Origin of the sequence: Streptomyces sp. NPDC020747, assembly GCF_044334695.1 — a bacterium.
In the GTDB taxonomy this organism is placed as follows: domain Bacteria; phylum Actinomycetota; class Actinomycetes; order Streptomycetales; family Streptomycetaceae; genus Streptomyces.
The window spans coordinates 177,575-193,156 of record NZ_JBIRTJ010000012.1 but is presented as its reverse complement, the minus strand read 5'-3'; the positions used below and the strand labels follow the sequence as shown (position 1 = coordinate 193,156).

The following is a 15,582-nucleotide window of genomic DNA, read 5'->3' as shown; positions in this document are numbered from 1 at the left end:
CGGCCGTGGACATCAACTTCGCCTCCCCGCTCGCGGACCCCGCCGAGGCGCCGTCCTGCGGCGACCTGCGGCAGCTGGACGACGAGATCATCGAGCTGCTGCGCCGTCGTCGCGCCATGGTGCGCGAACTCCCGGCGCCGACCGGGCCCCGCGGGATCGACCCCTCGTTCACCGGAGCGGTCCGGGACACCATCACGCGGTACAGCGAGCAGCTCGGCAGCGGCAGCGAACTCGTCGCCCGCGCGATCGTCGTGCTGTGCGACCCCGGCCACGAACAGTCCTGAAGCCACTGAAGACCGGAACACGGCTGAGGCGCCGCCCCATTCTGGAGGGTGGCGCCTCAGTCATGTGTCACGCGCGCCTCACTCGTACTCGACCACCAGGGACGGCGGATCCTCGTCCGGCACCGCCTGGCAGGTCAGTACGTACCCCTCGGCGACTTCGTCGTCCATGAGCGCGTCGTTCGCCCGCATGGTCGCGCTGCCCTCGCGCACGATCGCCATGCAGGTCGCGCAGTTGCCCGCCTCGCAGGAGAACGGCGGGGCGAACCCGGCCCGGCGCGCGCTCTGCAGCAGGGTCTCCCCGGGACGACGGCCGATCGTCTCGCGCCGGTTGTTCATGAGGATCGTGACGGTGCCCGGCTCCCGGGCCGGCGCGGGAGCCGGGGCGGGCTCGGCCCGGGGTGCGGGAACCTCGCCGCCCCCGAACCGCTCGCTGAACACCCGCCCCGTGCCGGCCAGCGCCGACTCGACCAGCTCCATGAAGGGTTCGGGCCCGCACACATACGCGTCGGCGCCCGCGTCGGCCCCGGCGAACTCCTTGACGTCCGTCGCGGTGAGATAGCCGCGTACGTCGTCGAGGTGACGCACCACCTCAAGCCGGCCGGGGAAGCGCGCCGTCAGTTCGTCGAGCGTGTCGTGGAAGATCGCCTGGCCGCGGTTCCGGTCGGCGCACAGCAGCCGGACACGGCGGTCGCCTGCCGCGAGCGCGCTCTTGGCCAGGGACAGCACCGGCGTGATCCCGCTGCCGCCGCAGAACCCCAGGAGCGGGGTGTCGGCGGGGCGCAGGACGAACTTGCCGCGCGGCACGGTGAGTTCGAGCTCGTCGCCCTCACGGACGTGATCGTGCAGCCAGTTGGACGCGGCGCCGCCCGGGACCCGCTTGACGGTCGTGGTGATCTCGTCGTCGAAGCCGGGGGCGCTGGAGAACGAGTACGCGCGCGGCGCCGGCCGCCCGTCGACCGTGATCCTGAAGATGCAGTACTGCCCGGCCTCGTACGAGAGCGGTCCCTCCAGCGGGGCGAGCGTGAACGTGCGGGTGTCGGCGGTCTCCTGGACGATCCGCGTCACGCTCGCGCGCCGGAACAGCGGGGAGCTCGGCATGGGGGCATCCTCCTGGTGCGGTGTCCCTGGGGTCGTGTCGACGAGGTCGACGAGGGTGTCGGGTACGGCGCCGCTACTTGGGCGGGAAGCGCAGCGCGCCGTCCAGACGCACGACCTCGCCGTTCAGGTAGTCGTTCTCGCACAGGGCCTGGACCAGCGCCGCGTACTCCTCGCTGCGCCCCATGCGCTTGGGGAACGGGACCTGCGGCCCCCAGTACGCCTCCAGCTGCTCGCCGGCCTTGCCGTACGCGGGGGTGTTGATGGTGCCGGGGGCGATGGTGGTGACCCGGATGCCCAGCGGGGACAGGTCGCGCGCGGCGACCAGCGTCATGCTCGCGACGCCGCCCTTCGCAGCGGCGTACGGGAGTTGGCCGATCTGTCCCTCGAACGCGGCGATGGACGCGGTCGTGACGATGACGCCCCGGCCACCCTCCTCCAGCGGCTCCTGCCGGGCCAGGGCGGCGGCGCCGAGGCGCAGCACGTTGAACACCGAGGTCAGGTAGTACTCGATCGTGGTGCGGAACGCGTCCAGAGGCAGCGGGCTGCCGTCCTTGCCGACCAGACGGCCGCCGCCCGCGGGGCCGCCGTGCACATCGACCACGATCCGCAGCGGGCCCGCGCGCTCGGCCTCGGCGATCGCCGCGTTGACGCTGTCCTCGTCGGTCGCGTCGGTGCGCACATAGCGCACGCCGAGCTCGGCCTCCAGGGCCTTGCCCTTCTCGTCGTTGACATCGGCGGCCACGACCTTGGCGCCCGCGGCGTGCAGTCGGCGCACCGTGGCCTCGCCGAGGCCGCCGGTGCCGCCCACCACGATCGCTGAGCTCCCGGTGATCTCCATCTGTACTCCCCGCTCTTGAACGGCTCGTGCTCCAAGGGGTATTCAGGGGACGCCACTCTTGAAAGTACCGCTCTACTGGAGCGAGAATACCACTCTCATGAACATTGTGATGACTCTTGAAATGGCCGCATCGGCCGGGGAGCGGCCCTCGGTCACCCTCGACGGCCGCTCCCTGTCGGCCGCCCGGATCCTCGCCCTCGCGCGCCGCGCCGCCGAGCGCTTCCGAGGGGCGCCGGCGGTGCTCTACCGCGCGCCCAACGACCTCGCCTACCCGGTGGCGCTCTTCGGCTGCGCCCTCGCGGGCGTGCCCTTCGTCCCCCTCAACTACCGCCTCGGCGCCGAACAGCTGGCGCGGATCGAGGAACGGCACCCCGGTGCCGTGCGGCTCGGCCCCGAGGGCCTGGCCGCGCTTCTCGACGAGACGGGACCGGCCCCGGACGAGGACGCGCAGCCGCCGTGGGACGAGGACGCGGTGGCCGTCATCCTGTACACCAGCGGCACCACCGCAGCCCCCAAGGCGGCCCTGCTGCGCCACCGGCACCTGCTCGCCTACGTGTTGAACACCCTGGAGTTCGGCTCGGCGGACGAGGACGACGCCGCGCTCGTCGTCGTCCCGCCGTACCACATCGCGGGCCTCACCAACCTGATGTCCAACCTCTACACCGGGCGCCGCGTGGTGTACCTCCCGTCGTTCGACGCCGCGCAGTGGCTCGCCACGGTGCGCCGGGAGCGGGTCACCCACGCGATGCTGGTGCCGACGATGCTCGCCCGTGTCGTCGACCACATGGACCACATAGACGACGTCGACCACGTCGTCGACGGATCGGGGGCGCAGGCGCCCACCCTGCGCAGCCTCGCCTACGGCGGTGCCCGTACCCCGCGCACCGTCATCGAGCGGGCGCTGCGGGCCTTCCCCGAGACCGGCTTCGTCAACGCCTACGGCCTCACCGAGACCGCCTCGTCGATCGCGCTGCTCGGACCCGACGACCACCGCGCCGCACTCGCCTCCACCGACCCGGCCGTCCGCGACCGGCTCACCTCCGTCGGCCGGCCGCTGCCCGGCATCGAGATCCGGCTGCGCACCACCTCGGGCGAGCCGTGCCCGCCGGACGGCACCGGCCTGGTGCATGTCAGGGGTGAACAGATCTCCGGCGAGTACAAGGGACGCAGCGCCCTGGACGAGGACGGCTGGTTCCCGACCGGGGACCTCGGCCGGCTCGACGCCGACGGCTATCTCTTCGTCGAGGGCCGGGCCGACGACACCATCATCCGAGGCGGCGAGAACATCGCCCCCGCCGAGATCGAGGACGTCCTCCTCGCCCACCCGGGCGTACGCGAGGCGGTCGTCGTCGGCGTCCCGGACGAGGAGTGGGGACAGCGGATCGTCGCCGTGCTCGTCGGGACCGGCGAGCCGGAGGAGATCCGGCTCTGGGTGAAGAGCCGCCTGCGTACCTCCAAGACCCCCGACATCATCGTCTTCCGCGCCGACCTGCCCCGCACGAGCACCGGAAAGCCGCTGCGCCGGACCCTCGTCGCCGAGTTGCAGAACCCGGAGGACGCGGAGGACGCGGAGGACGCGGAGAGTCCGGAAAACCCCGAGAGTCCGGAGAGCCTGGAGAGTTCCCATGCCTGAAGCCGTGATCGTCTCCGCCCTGCGCACCCCCGTGGGCACCGCCCGCAAGGGCACTCTGCGCGACACCGACGCCTACGCGCTCGCCGACCTCGTCGTCCGGGCCACCGCGGACCGGCTGGCCGAACTCGGCGTCGGGGCCGACCGCGTGGACGACGTCATGCTCGCCGAGGGCCTGTACGGCGGCGGGGTCATCGCCCGGTACGCCGCACTCACCGCGGGCCTGACCACCGTGCCCGGCCTCGCCCACAACCGGCACTGCGCCGCCTCGCTGGCCGCCGTGCAGTCCGCCGCCGCCACCATCCGCGCCGGCATGGACGAGGTGGTCATCGCGGGCGGCGTCAACTCCGCGTCCACCTCGCCCCGTTTCCGCTTCCGGCAGGGCGAGGAGTGGGACGACACCTGGTTCCCGCCCACCCACCCCGACCGCCCCGACGCCCCCAACACCGACATGTCGATCACGGTCGGCTGGAACGCCGCCGTGGCCGGCGGGGTCGGCCGCGAGGAGATGGACACCTGGGCGCTGCGCTCGCACCGCAACGCGATCCGCGCCATCGACGAGGGCCGCTTCAAGGACGAGATCGTGCCCGTCGAGACCCCGTACGGCCTCTTCGCCGTCGACGAACACCCGCGCCGCGACACGTCGTTGGAGAAGCTCGCCGGGCTCAAGCCGCTGCACCCGGAGATCGAGGGTTTCAGCATCACCGCGGGCAACGCGGCCGGCGGCAACGACGCCGCGGCGGCCCTCGCCGTCGTCAGCGACCGGCTCGGCCTGCCCGCCCTGGCGACGGTGAGGGCCTGGGCCTCGGTCGGGGTCGACCCCGCCGACACCGGACTGGCCCCGGTACAGGCCATCCCCAAGGCCCTCGGGCGTGCCGGCCTCGGCGTCGACGACGTCGACCTGTACGAGATCAACGAGGCGTTCGCGTCGATGTGCGTCGCCGTCGTCCGCCGCCTCGGCCTCGACCCAGACAAGGTCAACGTCAACGGCAGCGGCTGCTCCCTGGGCCACCCCGTGGCCGCCACCGGCGGACGCATGCTCGTCACCCTCGTCCACGAACTGCGCCGCAGGGGTGGCGGGATCGGTGTGGCCGCCATGTGCGCGGGCGGAGGCATGGGCTCGGCCGTGGTGATCGAGGTCCCGGCGCCGTAGAGGGCCCGGCGTCCCACTTCCGTATGAAATCTTGATTACCGATATCGGAGAAGATAGTTTCCATTCTGATGGAGAGCATCAGGAGCCAGCCGTGAGGAGCCGTCGATGACGTCAGCTGTCCGGGAACTGCGCCCCGGCCTTCAACTGGCCAGTGCCGTCTGCGGAGTTCGAGTGATCGTGGTCCGAGCACCGGCCGACCGCACCCCCCAGATCACCTGCGGGGGCGAACCCATGGTCGCGGCCGACACCGCGGCACCGGCGTCCGGCGACCCGTCCGCCAAGCCCGTCACCCTCATCGGAAAGCGGTACGTGGACGCGGACGGCACGGTCGAACTGCTCTGCACCGCCTCCGGAGTCGGCGAACTCAGCTGTGACGGCACCCAGATGAGCCGCAAGGCGGCCAAGGCACTGCCCGCGTCGGACTGAGACCGACGCACTGACCTCTCGGACGGAAGGCACCGGGCCATGCACCAGGACGACCTCATACTCATCAGCGTCGACGACCACATCATCGAGCCGCCCGACATGTTCGTGAACCACCTACCGGCCAAGTACCGGGACGACGCTCCCCGGATCGAGCACCGCGAGGACGGCACCGACGTGTGGCGGTTCCGCGACTCCGTCCTGCCCAACGTCGCCCTCAACGCCGTGGCGGGGCGGCCCAAGGAGGAGTACGGCCTGGAGCCCCAGGGTCTCGACGAGATCCGGCCCGGCTGCTACGACGTCCACGAACGCGTCAAGGACATGGACGCCGGCGGAGTCCTCGCCCAGATGAACTTCCCCTCGTTCCCCGGCTTCGCCGCCCGCCTCTTCGAGACCGAGGACAGCGACCTCTCGTACGCGCTGGTGCGCGCCTACAACGACTGGCACATCGACGAGTGGTGTGCGGCCTATCCCGGCCGGTTCATCCCCATGGCGCTGCCCGCCATCTGGGACGTCGACGCCTGCGTCAAGGAGGTCCGCCGGGTCGCCGAGAAGGGCTGCCACTCGCTGACCTTCACCGAGAACCCGGCCGCCATGGGCTTCCCCAGCTTCCACGACGAGTACTGGAACCCGCTGTGGGCCGCCCTGTGCGACACCGACATGGTGATGAACCTGCACATCGGTTCGTCCGGGCGGCTCGCCATCCCGTCCGCGGACTCCCCGCCGGACACGATGATCACGCTGCAGCCGCTCAACCTGGTGCAGGCCGCCGCCGACCTGATCTGGTCGCGTCCGGTCAAGGAGTACCCGCTGAAGATCGCGCTGTCCGAGGGCGGCACCGGCTGGATCCCCTACTTCCTGGAGCGCATCGACCGCACCTTCGAGATGCACGCCACCTGGACCCTCCAGGACTTCGGCGGCAAGCTGCCCAGCGAGGTGTTCCGTGAGCACTTCCTCACGTGTTTCATCAGCGACCCCATCGGCGTGAAGCTGCGCCACGAGATCGGCATCGACAACATCTGCTGGGAGGCGGACTACCCGCACAGCGACTCGATGTGGCCCTACGCCCCCGAGGAACTGCACGGTGTCCTCACCGCCCACGGCGTGTCCGACGAGGACACGAACAAGATGACGTACCAGAACGCCATGCGCTGGTACTCCTTCGACCCCTTCGAGCACATCAAGAAGGAGGACGCCACGGTCGGCGCGCTGCGCCGGCGCGCGGCGGGCCACGACGTCTCCGTCCAGCCGCGCAGCAGGCAGGTCGTCGCCCCGGCGGCGAAGCTGGAGTCGTTCCGGCAGCGGGCGAAGGCGGCGACCGCGGCCGCCAAGTGACCGCGTCACACCCCGCGCCCGCAGGGGCGCGGGGCCGTGTCGATCAGCGGCTCCGCCGAGGGGCACGCCCGGGCACGGATCGCGGTGGACTTCCCGGCGCATGGCACGCCGAACCGGTGGACCCGCGGTGGAGCATCCCAGCCGAAGCCAACCCCAAGGATCACGCATGCCCACATCCAAAGGCCCGTTCGACCTGACCGGCCGCTCGGCCCTGATCACGGGCGCCGGCGCCGCCGGAGGCATCGGTGCCGCCGTGGCGCGGGCGCTGGCCGTGGCCGGTGCCGCCGTCCTCGTCACCGACATCGACGGCGACGCGGCGGCGGACACCGCGGCCGCGATCCGCACGGACGGCGGCAAGGCCGACAGCGCGGCGCTCGACGTACGCGACCGTGCGGCGGCGGACGAGGCCGTGGCCCAGGCTGCCGCACTCGCGGACGGCACCCTGCACATCCTGGTGAACAACGCCGGGATCACCGAGCCCGCCATGTTCCCCAAGCTCACCGAGGACAGCGTCCGCAAGCTGATCGACATCCATGTCCTGGGCGCCTTCCGATGCTCGCAGGCCGCACTTGCCCACCTCCCCGACGACGGCACCGGACGCATCATCAACGTCACCTCGTCGGCGGGCCTCACCGGCACCCTCGGCCAGGTCAACTACTCCGCGGCCAAGGCCGGCATCATCGGCCTGACCAAGTCCCTGGCCCGCGAGCTGGCCCGCAGGAACATCCTGGTCAACGCGCTCGCCCCCCTCGCGGCGACGCCCATGACCAGCACCATCCGCACCAACGAGAAGTTCGCCCCCGGCATGCTCGCCCGTATTCCGCTGGGCCGCTGGGCCGAACCGGACGAGGTGGCACCGGCCTTCGTGTTCCTCGCCTCCGACGCCGCGTCCTTCGTCACCGGCCAGGTCCTGCCGGTCGACGGTGGCCTGGTCATCTGACACCGGGCCACATTCCGCATTCCGCCAGGGTCATCAATCCCGGGAGGTCCGATGACGGACGACTGGTTCACCGGCCGGGCGGGCCTCGCCGACACCGTCGCCGTGATCACCGGCGGCGCGGGCACGCTCGGCGGGGCGATCGTCCGCGACCTGGCCGCCGTCGGCGTGCGCACCGCCGTCCTGGACCGTGACACGGACGCCGCGCACGCACTGCGAGACGCTCTGGAGGACACGGGGCACGACACCCTCGTACACATCGGCGACGCCCGTGAACCGGCCGACCTGGAACGCCTGTTCATGGCTGCCGAGGAGCGGTGGGGCCGCCTCGACATCCTCGTCAACGTCGTCGGCGGCACCTTCCGCGCCCCCTTCACCGCCACCCGCCCCAAGGGATGGGACGCGCTGATCCGCGCCAACCTCAGCCACGTCCTGCACGCCTGCCACCTCGCCGTGCCGCGCATCCAGGCCGGCGGCCGAGGCGGCAGCATCGTCAACCTCACCACCATCGAGGCGCACCGCGCCGCCCCCGGGTTCGCCGTGTACGCCGCCGCGAAGGCCGCCGTCGAACAGTTCGCCCGCACCCTCGCCGTCGAACTCGCCCCCGACGGCATCCGCGTCAACAACGTCGCCCCCGACTACGTGCCCACGCCGAGTCTGCGACAGCTCGCGAGCCACGAGGACGCGCCGCTCGCCACCCCCGAAGCACTCGCCGCCGCCATCCCCACGGGACGCGCGGGCCGCCCGCAGGACGTGTCCGGCTGCGTCGTCTTCCTCGCCTCGGCGCTCTCCTCGTACGTCACCGGCACCACCCTCCACCCGGACGGCGGCACGCACGCCTCCGCGGGCTGGTTCAACTGGCCCGGCACCGGCTGGGCCAACCAGGTGCCGCCGGACGTGCTGAAGGGGCACCGGCCCTGAGACCGGCGCCCCTTCGCGGGCGGTGCGTCAGGTGTTGCGGCCCCCGTTGACCCCGATGCTCTGCCCCGTGACGTACCCGGCCTCGTCGGACACCAGGAACGCGCAGGCCGCCGCGATGTCCTCCGGGCGGCCGGCCCGCCGTACCGGAGTGACCGCCGCGATGTCCTCGACCTTGCTGCCGAGCAGCCCCCGCTTCTCCGAGCCGCGCAGCATCGGGGTGTCCACGAAGCCGGGCGGGACGGTGTTGACCGTGATGCCCGCCGGGCCGAACTCCAGGGCCAGGGACTTGGTGAGGCCGACCAGGCCCGACTTCGACGCGACGTAGTGCGTCATGTACTGCTGGCCCGACTGCGCGCTGGACGACGAGATGTTGACGATGCGGCCCCAGCCGGCGTCGACCATGCCGGGGATGACGGCCTGGCAGCAGTAGAACGGGCCTTTCAGGTTCACCGCCATCATGTGGTCCCACGAGTCGTCGGTGATGTTCAGGAAATCCTTGAAGCCCGTCTTCCCGGCGTTGTTGACCAGCACCAGGACGGGTCCGAGCGCGCCCCGGACCTCCTCGACCGCGGCATTGACCTGCGCCCGGTCGCAGACGTCGACCCCGCCGACGGCGATCGCCTCGTGCCCGCTCGCGCGGGCCTCCTCGGCCACCGCCGCGGCGCTCTCCTTGTTGAGGTCGAGGACGGCGGTGGCGAACCCGTCAGCGGCGAGCCGCAGGGCGATGGCCCGCCCTATGCCCGAGCCTCCGCCGGTGACCAGTGCTGTACGTCGTACGGTTGAGCTCACGCGATGGCCTCCTCAACTCGGCGTCTCAGTCCACGACTTCGCCGAAGGTCTTGCGCTCAAGGAACTCTTCGAGCCCGGCGACGCCCTTCTCCCGACCGATGCCCGACTGCTTGTAGCCGCCGAACGGGGCGTCGGAGAAGAAGTAGTTGCCGCCGTTGATGCTGAAGGTGCCGGTGCGGATCCGCCGCGCCACCGCGAGGGCCCGCTCCCGGTCGGCGCTCTGCACCGCCCCGGAGAGCCCGTAGACGGAGTTGTTCGCGATGCGCACCGCGTCGTCATCGTCGTCGTACGGGATCACCGCGAGGACCGGACCGAACACCTCCTCCTGGGCGATCTCGCTGTCCGGGTCGACACCGGTGAGCAGCGTCGGCGCGTAGAAGAAGCCGGGGTCGATCTTCCGGCCGCCGGTGACGAGCGTGGCACCGGCGGCCACGGCCCGCTGCACCATGCCGTCGACCTTGTCGCGCTGCCGCTCGCTGATGAGCGGGCCCATGTACGTCTTGGGGTCGTTCGGGTCGCCGACGCGTACCCGCTCCATCCGCTTGGCGACCTGCTCCACGATGGCGTCGTGGTGGCGGCGCGGCACCAGCATCCGCGAGGTGATCGCGCAGGCCTGTCCGGAGTGCAGGCAGATCATGTACGCCGCGTACACCGCCGTGCCCTTGAAGTCGGCGTCGTCGAGCACCACCAGGGCGGACTTGCCGCCGAGTTCGAGGGAGACCCGCTTGACCGTGTCGCTCGCCGCCGCCATGATGCGCCGCCCGGTCTGGCTGGCCCCGGTGAAGGTCACCAGGTCGACGTCGGGGTGGGTGGTGAGGATCTCACCGACCGAGGCCCGCGACGACGAGAGCACGTTCACCACGCCCGCCGGGATGTCGGTGTGCTCCGCGATGAGTTCGCCGAGCGCCAAGGTCACCAGCGGGGTGTCCGGCGCGGCCTTGAGCACCACCGTGCACCCTGCGGCGAGTGCGGGCGCGAGCTTCGCGAAGGCCAGCTGGTTGGGGTAGTTGTACGGGATGATCGCCGCGGCGACCCCGCCGGCCTCCCACTCCACCCAGCGGTGGTGCCGCTGCCCCTGGTACTCGACCACGCCCAGGTCGTCGACGAAGGAGTGGTTCTTGAGCAGGTCCGCGTAGTAGCGCACCAGCTCGATCGGTTCGTCCAGCTGCGCGGCGTAGGTCAGCATGCGTGGTGATCCGGCGTCCGCGATCGTCAACTCGCGGAATTCCTCGCGGTGTTCGACCAGCGCGTTGTGCAGCTGGTCCAGGCACCGGCGGCGCAGGTCCGTGTCGGTGGCCCACGCCGTGGTGTCGAAGGCCTTGCGGGCGGCGGCGACCGCCTCCCGTGCCTGCTCGTCGGTGGCGTCGGGCGCGTGCCCGAGCACCTCCCCGGTGGCCGGGTTGAGCGAGGCGTACCTCTCGTCGGCCTCCACGAGCCGTCCGTCTATGAGTTGGCGTGGCATTCTGCCCCCTTGCCTGCGGCGGAGTCGGTTTCCGGTGGGTCGAGTCCGCGTCAGGGGCGGTACTCGACGGCGACTTTCATGATCTGCACGCGCGGCACCGGATCCATGCTCACGGTGTCGGACATCCGCAGCCTGCCGTCGGCCGCGGCGGCGGTGACGTTCTTGACCGCCAGCTCGGGGTCGCCCTCGATGGCGTAGTGGGTGATGTAGGGCCCGCCCCTCTTCACCGGGGCGTAGCGGACGGCCGACACGAAGCCGTCGAGCGCCACCACCTCGGGCAGGTGGACCTCCTCGTACCAGCGGTTGAACTCGTCCAGGACCTCGTCGCCGACGGGCCGGGACTCGACGTGGAGGATGTATCCGGTCATGGCCTGGGGCCTCTCCTTCGATGGGCGGGAGGGCGCGCGAACGTCTGGATGGTATCTGCATTTCTCTATGAGGAGAACCCTGTTCTCGCGAGGATCCTGTTCGAGGCATCGGCATCGGCGGGCGGCGGTATGTTGGGGCGCCGGGGGAAGGAGCGGATGTGGAGTCACCGCCCAGCGACGTCGCCACCCGGCCGGCCAGGGTCGGTCGCCCGCGCGCCACGTCACGGGCCGACCTGGAGCGGTTCGGCTTCGAACTGTTCGCGCGGCAGGGCTTCGACGCCACCACGGTCGACGACATCGCCGCGGCGGCAGGCATCGGCCGACGCACCTTCTTCCGCTACTTCGCCTCCAAGACCGATCTGGTGTGGGGCGACTTCGAGCAGCAACTGACCGGATTCCGGGCGCTGTTGAACGGCGCGGACCCGGACGTCCCGGTCATGGCGGCACTGCGCGAGGCAGTCGTGGAGTTCAACCGGTTCGACGCCACCGTGGTTCCCTGGCATCGCCAGCGCATGGACCTCATCCTGACCGTGCCCACCCTCCAGGCCGACGCCACCCTGCGCTACGCGTCCTGGCGCGCGATCGTCACCGAGTTCGTTGCGCGGCGCCTCGGCCTGCCGGTGTCCGACGTGCTGCCCCGGCTCTTCGGGCACGCGGTCCTCGCCGCGGCCGTCACCGCCTACGAGCACTGGCTGGCCTGCGAGGACGCCGAGTTGAGCGCCCTCCTCGACCGGGCGATCCGGCGACTCGACGACGGGCTCGGAGCGGTCGCCGCACCCCCGGCCGGGTAGCGTCCGGCCGGATCAGGGCCGGTCGTGCCGGATGGCGTCGGCGACGAGTTCCCCGATGAGGACGGCGGTCGCCGCCGGACCCCGGTGCGGTGTGTGGGGGAGCATGGACGTGTCCGCGACGCGCAGCCCGCGCACCCCGTGCACCCGCCCGAACTGATCGACCGCGCCAGGCTCCGGGGCGTCGGCGGGGCCCATCGGGACGGTGCCGCAGGTGTGCTGGGCCGTACCGAGGTGATCGCCGATCCAGTCGTCGAGCGCGCGGTCGTCGTCGAGGACGGTACGGAGCGGCGCCGCCAGGCCGGGGGAGAGTTCGGTGAAGGGCGGCGTGCCGACGAGGTCGGCGGTGACGCGGACCGCCGTACGCAGCCGGCGAAGGACCTCGGGGTCGCTCAGGTAGTCGTAGTCGACGCTCAACGGCACCGCCGGGTCGCTCGACCGCAGGCGCAGTCGGCCGGTGGGCCGGGGCGTCTGCACCGAGGCGAGGAAGGCGAGCGGAGCGCCGGGGACGCGCACGGCGCCGACGCCAAGCCCGGCCATGGGGATCAGCGACTGGAGGATCTCCACGTCACCGGGTCCGCCCGAGGCATCGGACGACAGGTGCAGACAGCCGCCGAGCCAGCTGTCGGCGGGAGCGGGGAGGTCCTCGTGAAGCGGCCAGTCCAGGGCGAGTTGGGGATGGTCGCCGAGGCGGGCGCCGACGGCCGGGGCGTCCCGGACGACCGGGATGCCGCAGCGTTCGAGGTCCGCGCGGGGCCCGATGCCGGAGAGCAGCAGGAGGTGGGGCGTGGCGAGCGCCCCCGCGCTGAGCACCACGGCGCCCGCCCTGATGGTGGCCCGCGCGCCGTCACGCTCGACCTCGACCCCCGTGGCACGCCCGCGCTCGACGACCACCCGGCGGGCCGAACAGCCGCCCAGAACCGTCAGGTTGGGGCGCTCCCGCACCTCGGGCGACAGATAGTCGAGCCCGGTGTTGCGGCGGACGCCGTCGACGGTGTTGCCGGGGACGGGGCCGAAACCGGGCGCCGCGTCACCGTTCTTGTCGGGCTCCGAGGGAAAGCCGAGGGTGCGGGCGGCATCGCGGAAGGCGGCGGCGGCCTGATGGTCGAGGCGCCCGCGCGTGACCCGCATCGGGCCACGGTCCCCGTGCGCGGCGCTCGGGCCGAGGTCGAGGTCGGTCTCCAGGGCGCGCAGCAGCGGCAGTACGCGGTCGTAGGCCCAGGCGGGGTTGCCCGCGCCGGCCCACCGGTCGAAGTCGGCCCGGCGGGCGCGGACGAAGTAGCCGCCGTTGACCGTCGTGGAGCCGCCGAGGACATGTCCACGCGGGACCTGCCACGGACGCCCTGGGGTGAGCCGGACGGCGTGGGCGCGGGTCGCGGGGTGATCGGGCTGGGCGCCCGGCACGCGGCGTGCGTCGAGCAGCGCCGGACCGAACCCGGCGGCTCCGCTGGGCACCGCACCCGCCTCAAGGAGCAGCACGGTGCGGTCCGCGTCCTCGCTCAGCCGCGCCGCGAGCACGGCACCGGAGCCACCTCCGCCGACCACGACGACATCGGGGCGCTGGAGACGCTTCATGGGCCGCGATCCAAGCCCGCTCCAGGCCTGCGCGCAAGCCCTCGTCTCCCAGATTGAGAATCTCGTTTCCGATATCTTCCTATTGGCATCCCATGCCAATACCATCGTTCGCGACCGCGTCTCCGCCCGTGGGCCCCAACCGCCCGCATCTACAAGGGAGATCCGCAATGAACGAGTTCGACCCCACCATCACCACCACCGAAGCGCGCCCCGCCACCGAGACGGCGGCGGCCGACGAACCTGTCATCGAACCCGTCATCGAGGCCGACGAACTGGTCGAGGAGGTCTCGATCGACGGCATGTGCGGCGTCTACTGACCGCCCCGATGCCTACCCTCGACCTGGACCGCGCCTGGGACCTGCACCCGCAGGTCTCGGTCCGACCGGAACCCTTCGGCGCGCTGCTCTATCACTTCGGCACCCGCAAGCTGTCCTTCCTCAAGGACCGCGGTCTGCTCGCGGTCGTCCAGGCACTCGCGACGGCGCCCACCGCACGCGCCGCCTGCACGGCCGCCGGAGCCGACGACGAGGACGCGGCGCGCTACGCGCGGTCCCTGGCGACCCTGGCCCGGTCGTCGATGCTGGTCGAAAGGACACCGACCCCATGACCTCAACGACCTCAACTCCCGTGCGGACCAAGCCCGCTGAGCGTCTCGTGGACCTCTTCGAGCTCGGTCTGGACGCCCCGATCTGCCTCACCTGGGAACTCACCTACGCCTGCAACCTGTCCTGCAGCCACTGTCTGTCCAGCTCGGGACGGCGCGACCCGCGCGAGCTGACGACCGCCGAGGCCAAGGCCGTCATCGACGAACTGGAGGCCATGCAGGTCTTCTACGTCAACATCGGCGGCGGCGAACCCACCGTCCGCCCCGACTTCTTCGAGCTGCTCGACTACGCCACCGCCCACCGCGTCGGCGTCAAGTTCTCCACCAACGGCGTGCGCATCACCCCGGACGTGGCCCGGCGACTCGCCGCGAACGACTACGTCGACGTACAGATCTCCCTCGACGGCGCGACCACCGAGGTCAACGACGCGGTGCGCGGGGACGGTTCGTACGACATCGCGCTGCGTGCCATGGGGCACCTCGCCGACGCGGGCATGAAGAACTTCAAACTCTCCGTCGTCTGCACCCGGCACAACATCCCGCAGCTGGACGACTTCAAGGTCCTCGCCGACCGGTACGGCGCCCAGTTGCGGCTGACACGTCTTCGCCCCTCCGGCCGGGGCGCCGACGTGTGGGACGACCTGCATCCACTGCCCGAGCAGCAACGACAGCTCTACGACTGGCTGTTGGCGCACGGCGAGCAGGTCCTCACCGGCGACTCCTTCTTCCACCTGTCCGCCTACGGACAGGCCCTGCCCGGGCTCAACCTGTGCGGAGCGGGCCGTGTGGTGTGCCTGATCGACCCGGTCGGTGACGTGTACGCCTGCCCGTTCGCCATCCACGACGAGTTCCTCGCGGGCAGCGTCCGCGACCTCGGCGGCTTCAAGGACGTATGGCGAGAGGCACCGCTGTTCCGGCGGCTGCGCGAGCCGCAGCAGGGCGGGGCCTGCACCTCCTGCGCGTTCTACGACACCTGCAAGGGCGGCTGCATGGCCGCCAAGTTCTTCACCGGACTGCCGCTGGACGGCCCCGACCCGGAGTGTGTTCAGGGCCACGGCGAGCGGCTGCTCGCCGAGCGCGGCGACACCGTGCCCAAACCGTCCGGCGACCACTCCCACCGCACATCGCCCCGCGCCGCCCGTACCGGCACCGGCACCGGTCCCGTCGACCTCGTCCTCACCCGGCGCCCCGACCTCGACCGGCCGCCGGTCGCCGACTGCCACGAGGACCCCCTGGCGGGCCTGGACCTGACGCGGGGCGCTGTCTCGACGTAGAGCCCTGCCTCGACGTACGGCCCTGCCTCGACGTACGGCCCCGGCCGGCCGGTCGTAGGTCTCGGCCGCCCCTGATCGAGAAAGACCTGATCGAGAAAGAGCC

General features: G+C 71.6%; 17 protein-coding genes. 11 read left to right on the top strand and 6 right to left on the bottom strand.

Translation table 11 applies throughout. From position 1 onward, the window contains the following. Window positions 1–5: 5 nt before the first annotated feature. Window positions 6–284 (top strand): hypothetical protein, encoded by a 279-nt coding sequence (locus tag ACH4YP_RS29700; RefSeq protein WP_361061806.1) that lies wholly within the window; start codon window positions 6–8, stop codon window positions 282–284. Window positions 285–362: 78 nt separating this feature from the next. Here ACH4YP_RS29700 and ACH4YP_RS29695 read toward each other — a convergent pair whose 3' ends face one another. Both ACH4YP_RS29695 and ACH4YP_RS29690 read right to left on the bottom strand, forming a co-directional pair. Beyond that, complete coding sequence (locus ACH4YP_RS29695) at window positions 363–1,382, bottom strand: ferredoxin--NADP reductase (protein WP_361061809.1); 1,020 nt, start codon at window positions 1,380–1,382, stop codon at window positions 363–365. Window positions 1,383–1,455: 73 nt separating this feature from the next. Further along, window positions 1,456–2,220 carry an SDR family NAD(P)-dependent oxidoreductase gene (locus ACH4YP_RS29690; RefSeq protein ID WP_398493613.1) on the bottom strand — a complete coding sequence of 255 codons (765 nt, stop codon included), beginning with the start codon at window positions 2,218–2,220 and terminating at the stop codon, window positions 1,456–1,458. Between the two features lie 109 nt (window positions 2,221–2,329). On the opposite strand from ACH4YP_RS29690, the gene ACH4YP_RS29685 reads away from it, so the two are divergent. From ACH4YP_RS29685 to ACH4YP_RS29660, 6 genes are all read left to right on the top strand, one after another. Continuing rightward, on the top strand, window positions 2,330–3,853 hold the full coding sequence (locus ACH4YP_RS29685; RefSeq protein ID WP_398493612.1) for a class I adenylate-forming enzyme family protein: 1,524 nt from the start codon (window positions 2,330–2,332) through the stop codon (window positions 3,851–3,853). Beyond that, complete coding sequence (locus tag ACH4YP_RS29680; protein WP_398493610.1) at window positions 3,846–5,003, top strand: thiolase family protein; 1,158 nt, start codon at window positions 3,846–3,848, stop codon at window positions 5,001–5,003. The genes ACH4YP_RS29685 and ACH4YP_RS29680 overlap by 8 nt, the downstream gene beginning before the upstream one ends. A gap of 105 nt (window positions 5,004–5,108) precedes the next feature. Then, window positions 5,109–5,429 carry a hypothetical protein gene (locus ACH4YP_RS29675; protein ID WP_398493608.1) on the top strand — a complete coding sequence of 107 codons (321 nt, stop codon included), beginning with the start codon at window positions 5,109–5,111 and terminating at the stop codon, window positions 5,427–5,429. A 39-nt stretch (window positions 5,430–5,468) separates the two neighbouring features. Further along, window positions 5,469–6,761 (top strand): amidohydrolase family protein, encoded by a 1,293-nt coding sequence (locus ACH4YP_RS29670; protein ID WP_361069243.1) that lies wholly within the window; start codon window positions 5,469–5,471, stop codon window positions 6,759–6,761. A gap of 166 nt (window positions 6,762–6,927) precedes the next feature. Further along, window positions 6,928–7,701, top strand: a complete 774-nt coding sequence (locus ACH4YP_RS29665) for an SDR family NAD(P)-dependent oxidoreductase (RefSeq protein WP_361069246.1) — start codon at window positions 6,928–6,930, stop codon at window positions 7,699–7,701. 51 nt (window positions 7,702–7,752) lie between these two features. Beyond that, window positions 7,753–8,619 carry an SDR family NAD(P)-dependent oxidoreductase gene (locus ACH4YP_RS29660; RefSeq protein WP_398493606.1) on the top strand — a complete coding sequence of 289 codons (867 nt, stop codon included), beginning with the start codon at window positions 7,753–7,755 and terminating at the stop codon, window positions 8,617–8,619. A gap of 27 nt (window positions 8,620–8,646) precedes the next feature. On the opposite strand, the gene ACH4YP_RS29655 is transcribed toward ACH4YP_RS29660, so the two are convergent. Genes ACH4YP_RS29655 through ACH4YP_RS29645 form a run of 3 tightly spaced genes read right to left on the bottom strand, consistent with a single transcriptional unit; the run spans window position 8,647 to window position 11,238 of the window. After that, window positions 8,647–9,408: an SDR family NAD(P)-dependent oxidoreductase gene (locus ACH4YP_RS29655; protein ID WP_398493604.1), complete on the bottom strand. Its 762-nt coding sequence runs from the start codon at window positions 9,406–9,408 to the stop codon at window positions 8,647–8,649. Window positions 9,409–9,433: 25 nt separating this feature from the next. Continuing rightward, window positions 9,434–10,870, bottom strand: coding sequence for an aldehyde dehydrogenase family protein (locus tag ACH4YP_RS29650; protein ID WP_361069256.1), 1,437 nt, complete (start codon window positions 10,868–10,870; stop codon window positions 9,434–9,436). Window positions 10,871–10,920: 50 nt separating this feature from the next. Beyond that, window positions 10,921–11,238 carry a hypothetical protein gene (locus tag ACH4YP_RS29645; protein ID WP_361069259.1) on the bottom strand — a complete coding sequence of 106 codons (318 nt, stop codon included), beginning with the start codon at window positions 11,236–11,238 and terminating at the stop codon, window positions 10,921–10,923. A 158-nt stretch (window positions 11,239–11,396) separates the two neighbouring features. Here ACH4YP_RS29645 and mftR point away from each other — a divergent pair, with 158 nt between their 5' ends. Continuing rightward, entirely contained in the window at window positions 11,397–12,029 is a 633-nt protein-coding gene (gene mftR, locus ACH4YP_RS29640) for a mycofactocin system transcriptional regulator (RefSeq protein ID WP_361069262.1), read from the top strand. A 12-nt stretch (window positions 12,030–12,041) separates the two neighbouring features. Here mftR and mftG read toward each other — a convergent pair whose 3' ends face one another. After that, entirely contained in the window at window positions 12,042–13,601 is a 1,560-nt protein-coding gene (gene mftG / locus ACH4YP_RS29635) for a mycofactocin system GMC family oxidoreductase MftG (protein ID WP_398493601.1), read from the bottom strand. A 167-nt stretch (window positions 13,602–13,768) separates the two neighbouring features. Between mftG and mftA the strand changes: the two genes are divergently transcribed. Genes mftA through mftC form a run of 3 tightly spaced genes read left to right on the top strand, consistent with a single transcriptional unit; the run spans window position 13,769 to window position 15,479 of the window. Beyond that, on the top strand, window positions 13,769–13,918 hold the full coding sequence (gene mftA / locus ACH4YP_RS29630; protein WP_361069268.1) for a mycofactocin precursor MftA: 150 nt from the start codon (window positions 13,769–13,771) through the stop codon (window positions 13,916–13,918). Between the two features lie 8 nt (window positions 13,919–13,926). Then, a complete protein-coding gene (gene mftB, locus ACH4YP_RS29625) occupies window positions 13,927–14,208 on the top strand; it encodes a mycofactocin biosynthesis chaperone MftB (protein ID WP_361069271.1) in 282 nt (93 codons plus the stop codon). Next, window positions 14,205–15,479: a mycofactocin radical SAM maturase gene (gene mftC / locus ACH4YP_RS29620; RefSeq protein WP_398493598.1), complete on the top strand. Its 1,275-nt coding sequence runs from the start codon at window positions 14,205–14,207 to the stop codon at window positions 15,477–15,479. The genes mftB and mftC overlap by 4 nt, the downstream gene beginning before the upstream one ends. Window positions 15,480–15,582: the final 103 nt, after the last annotated feature.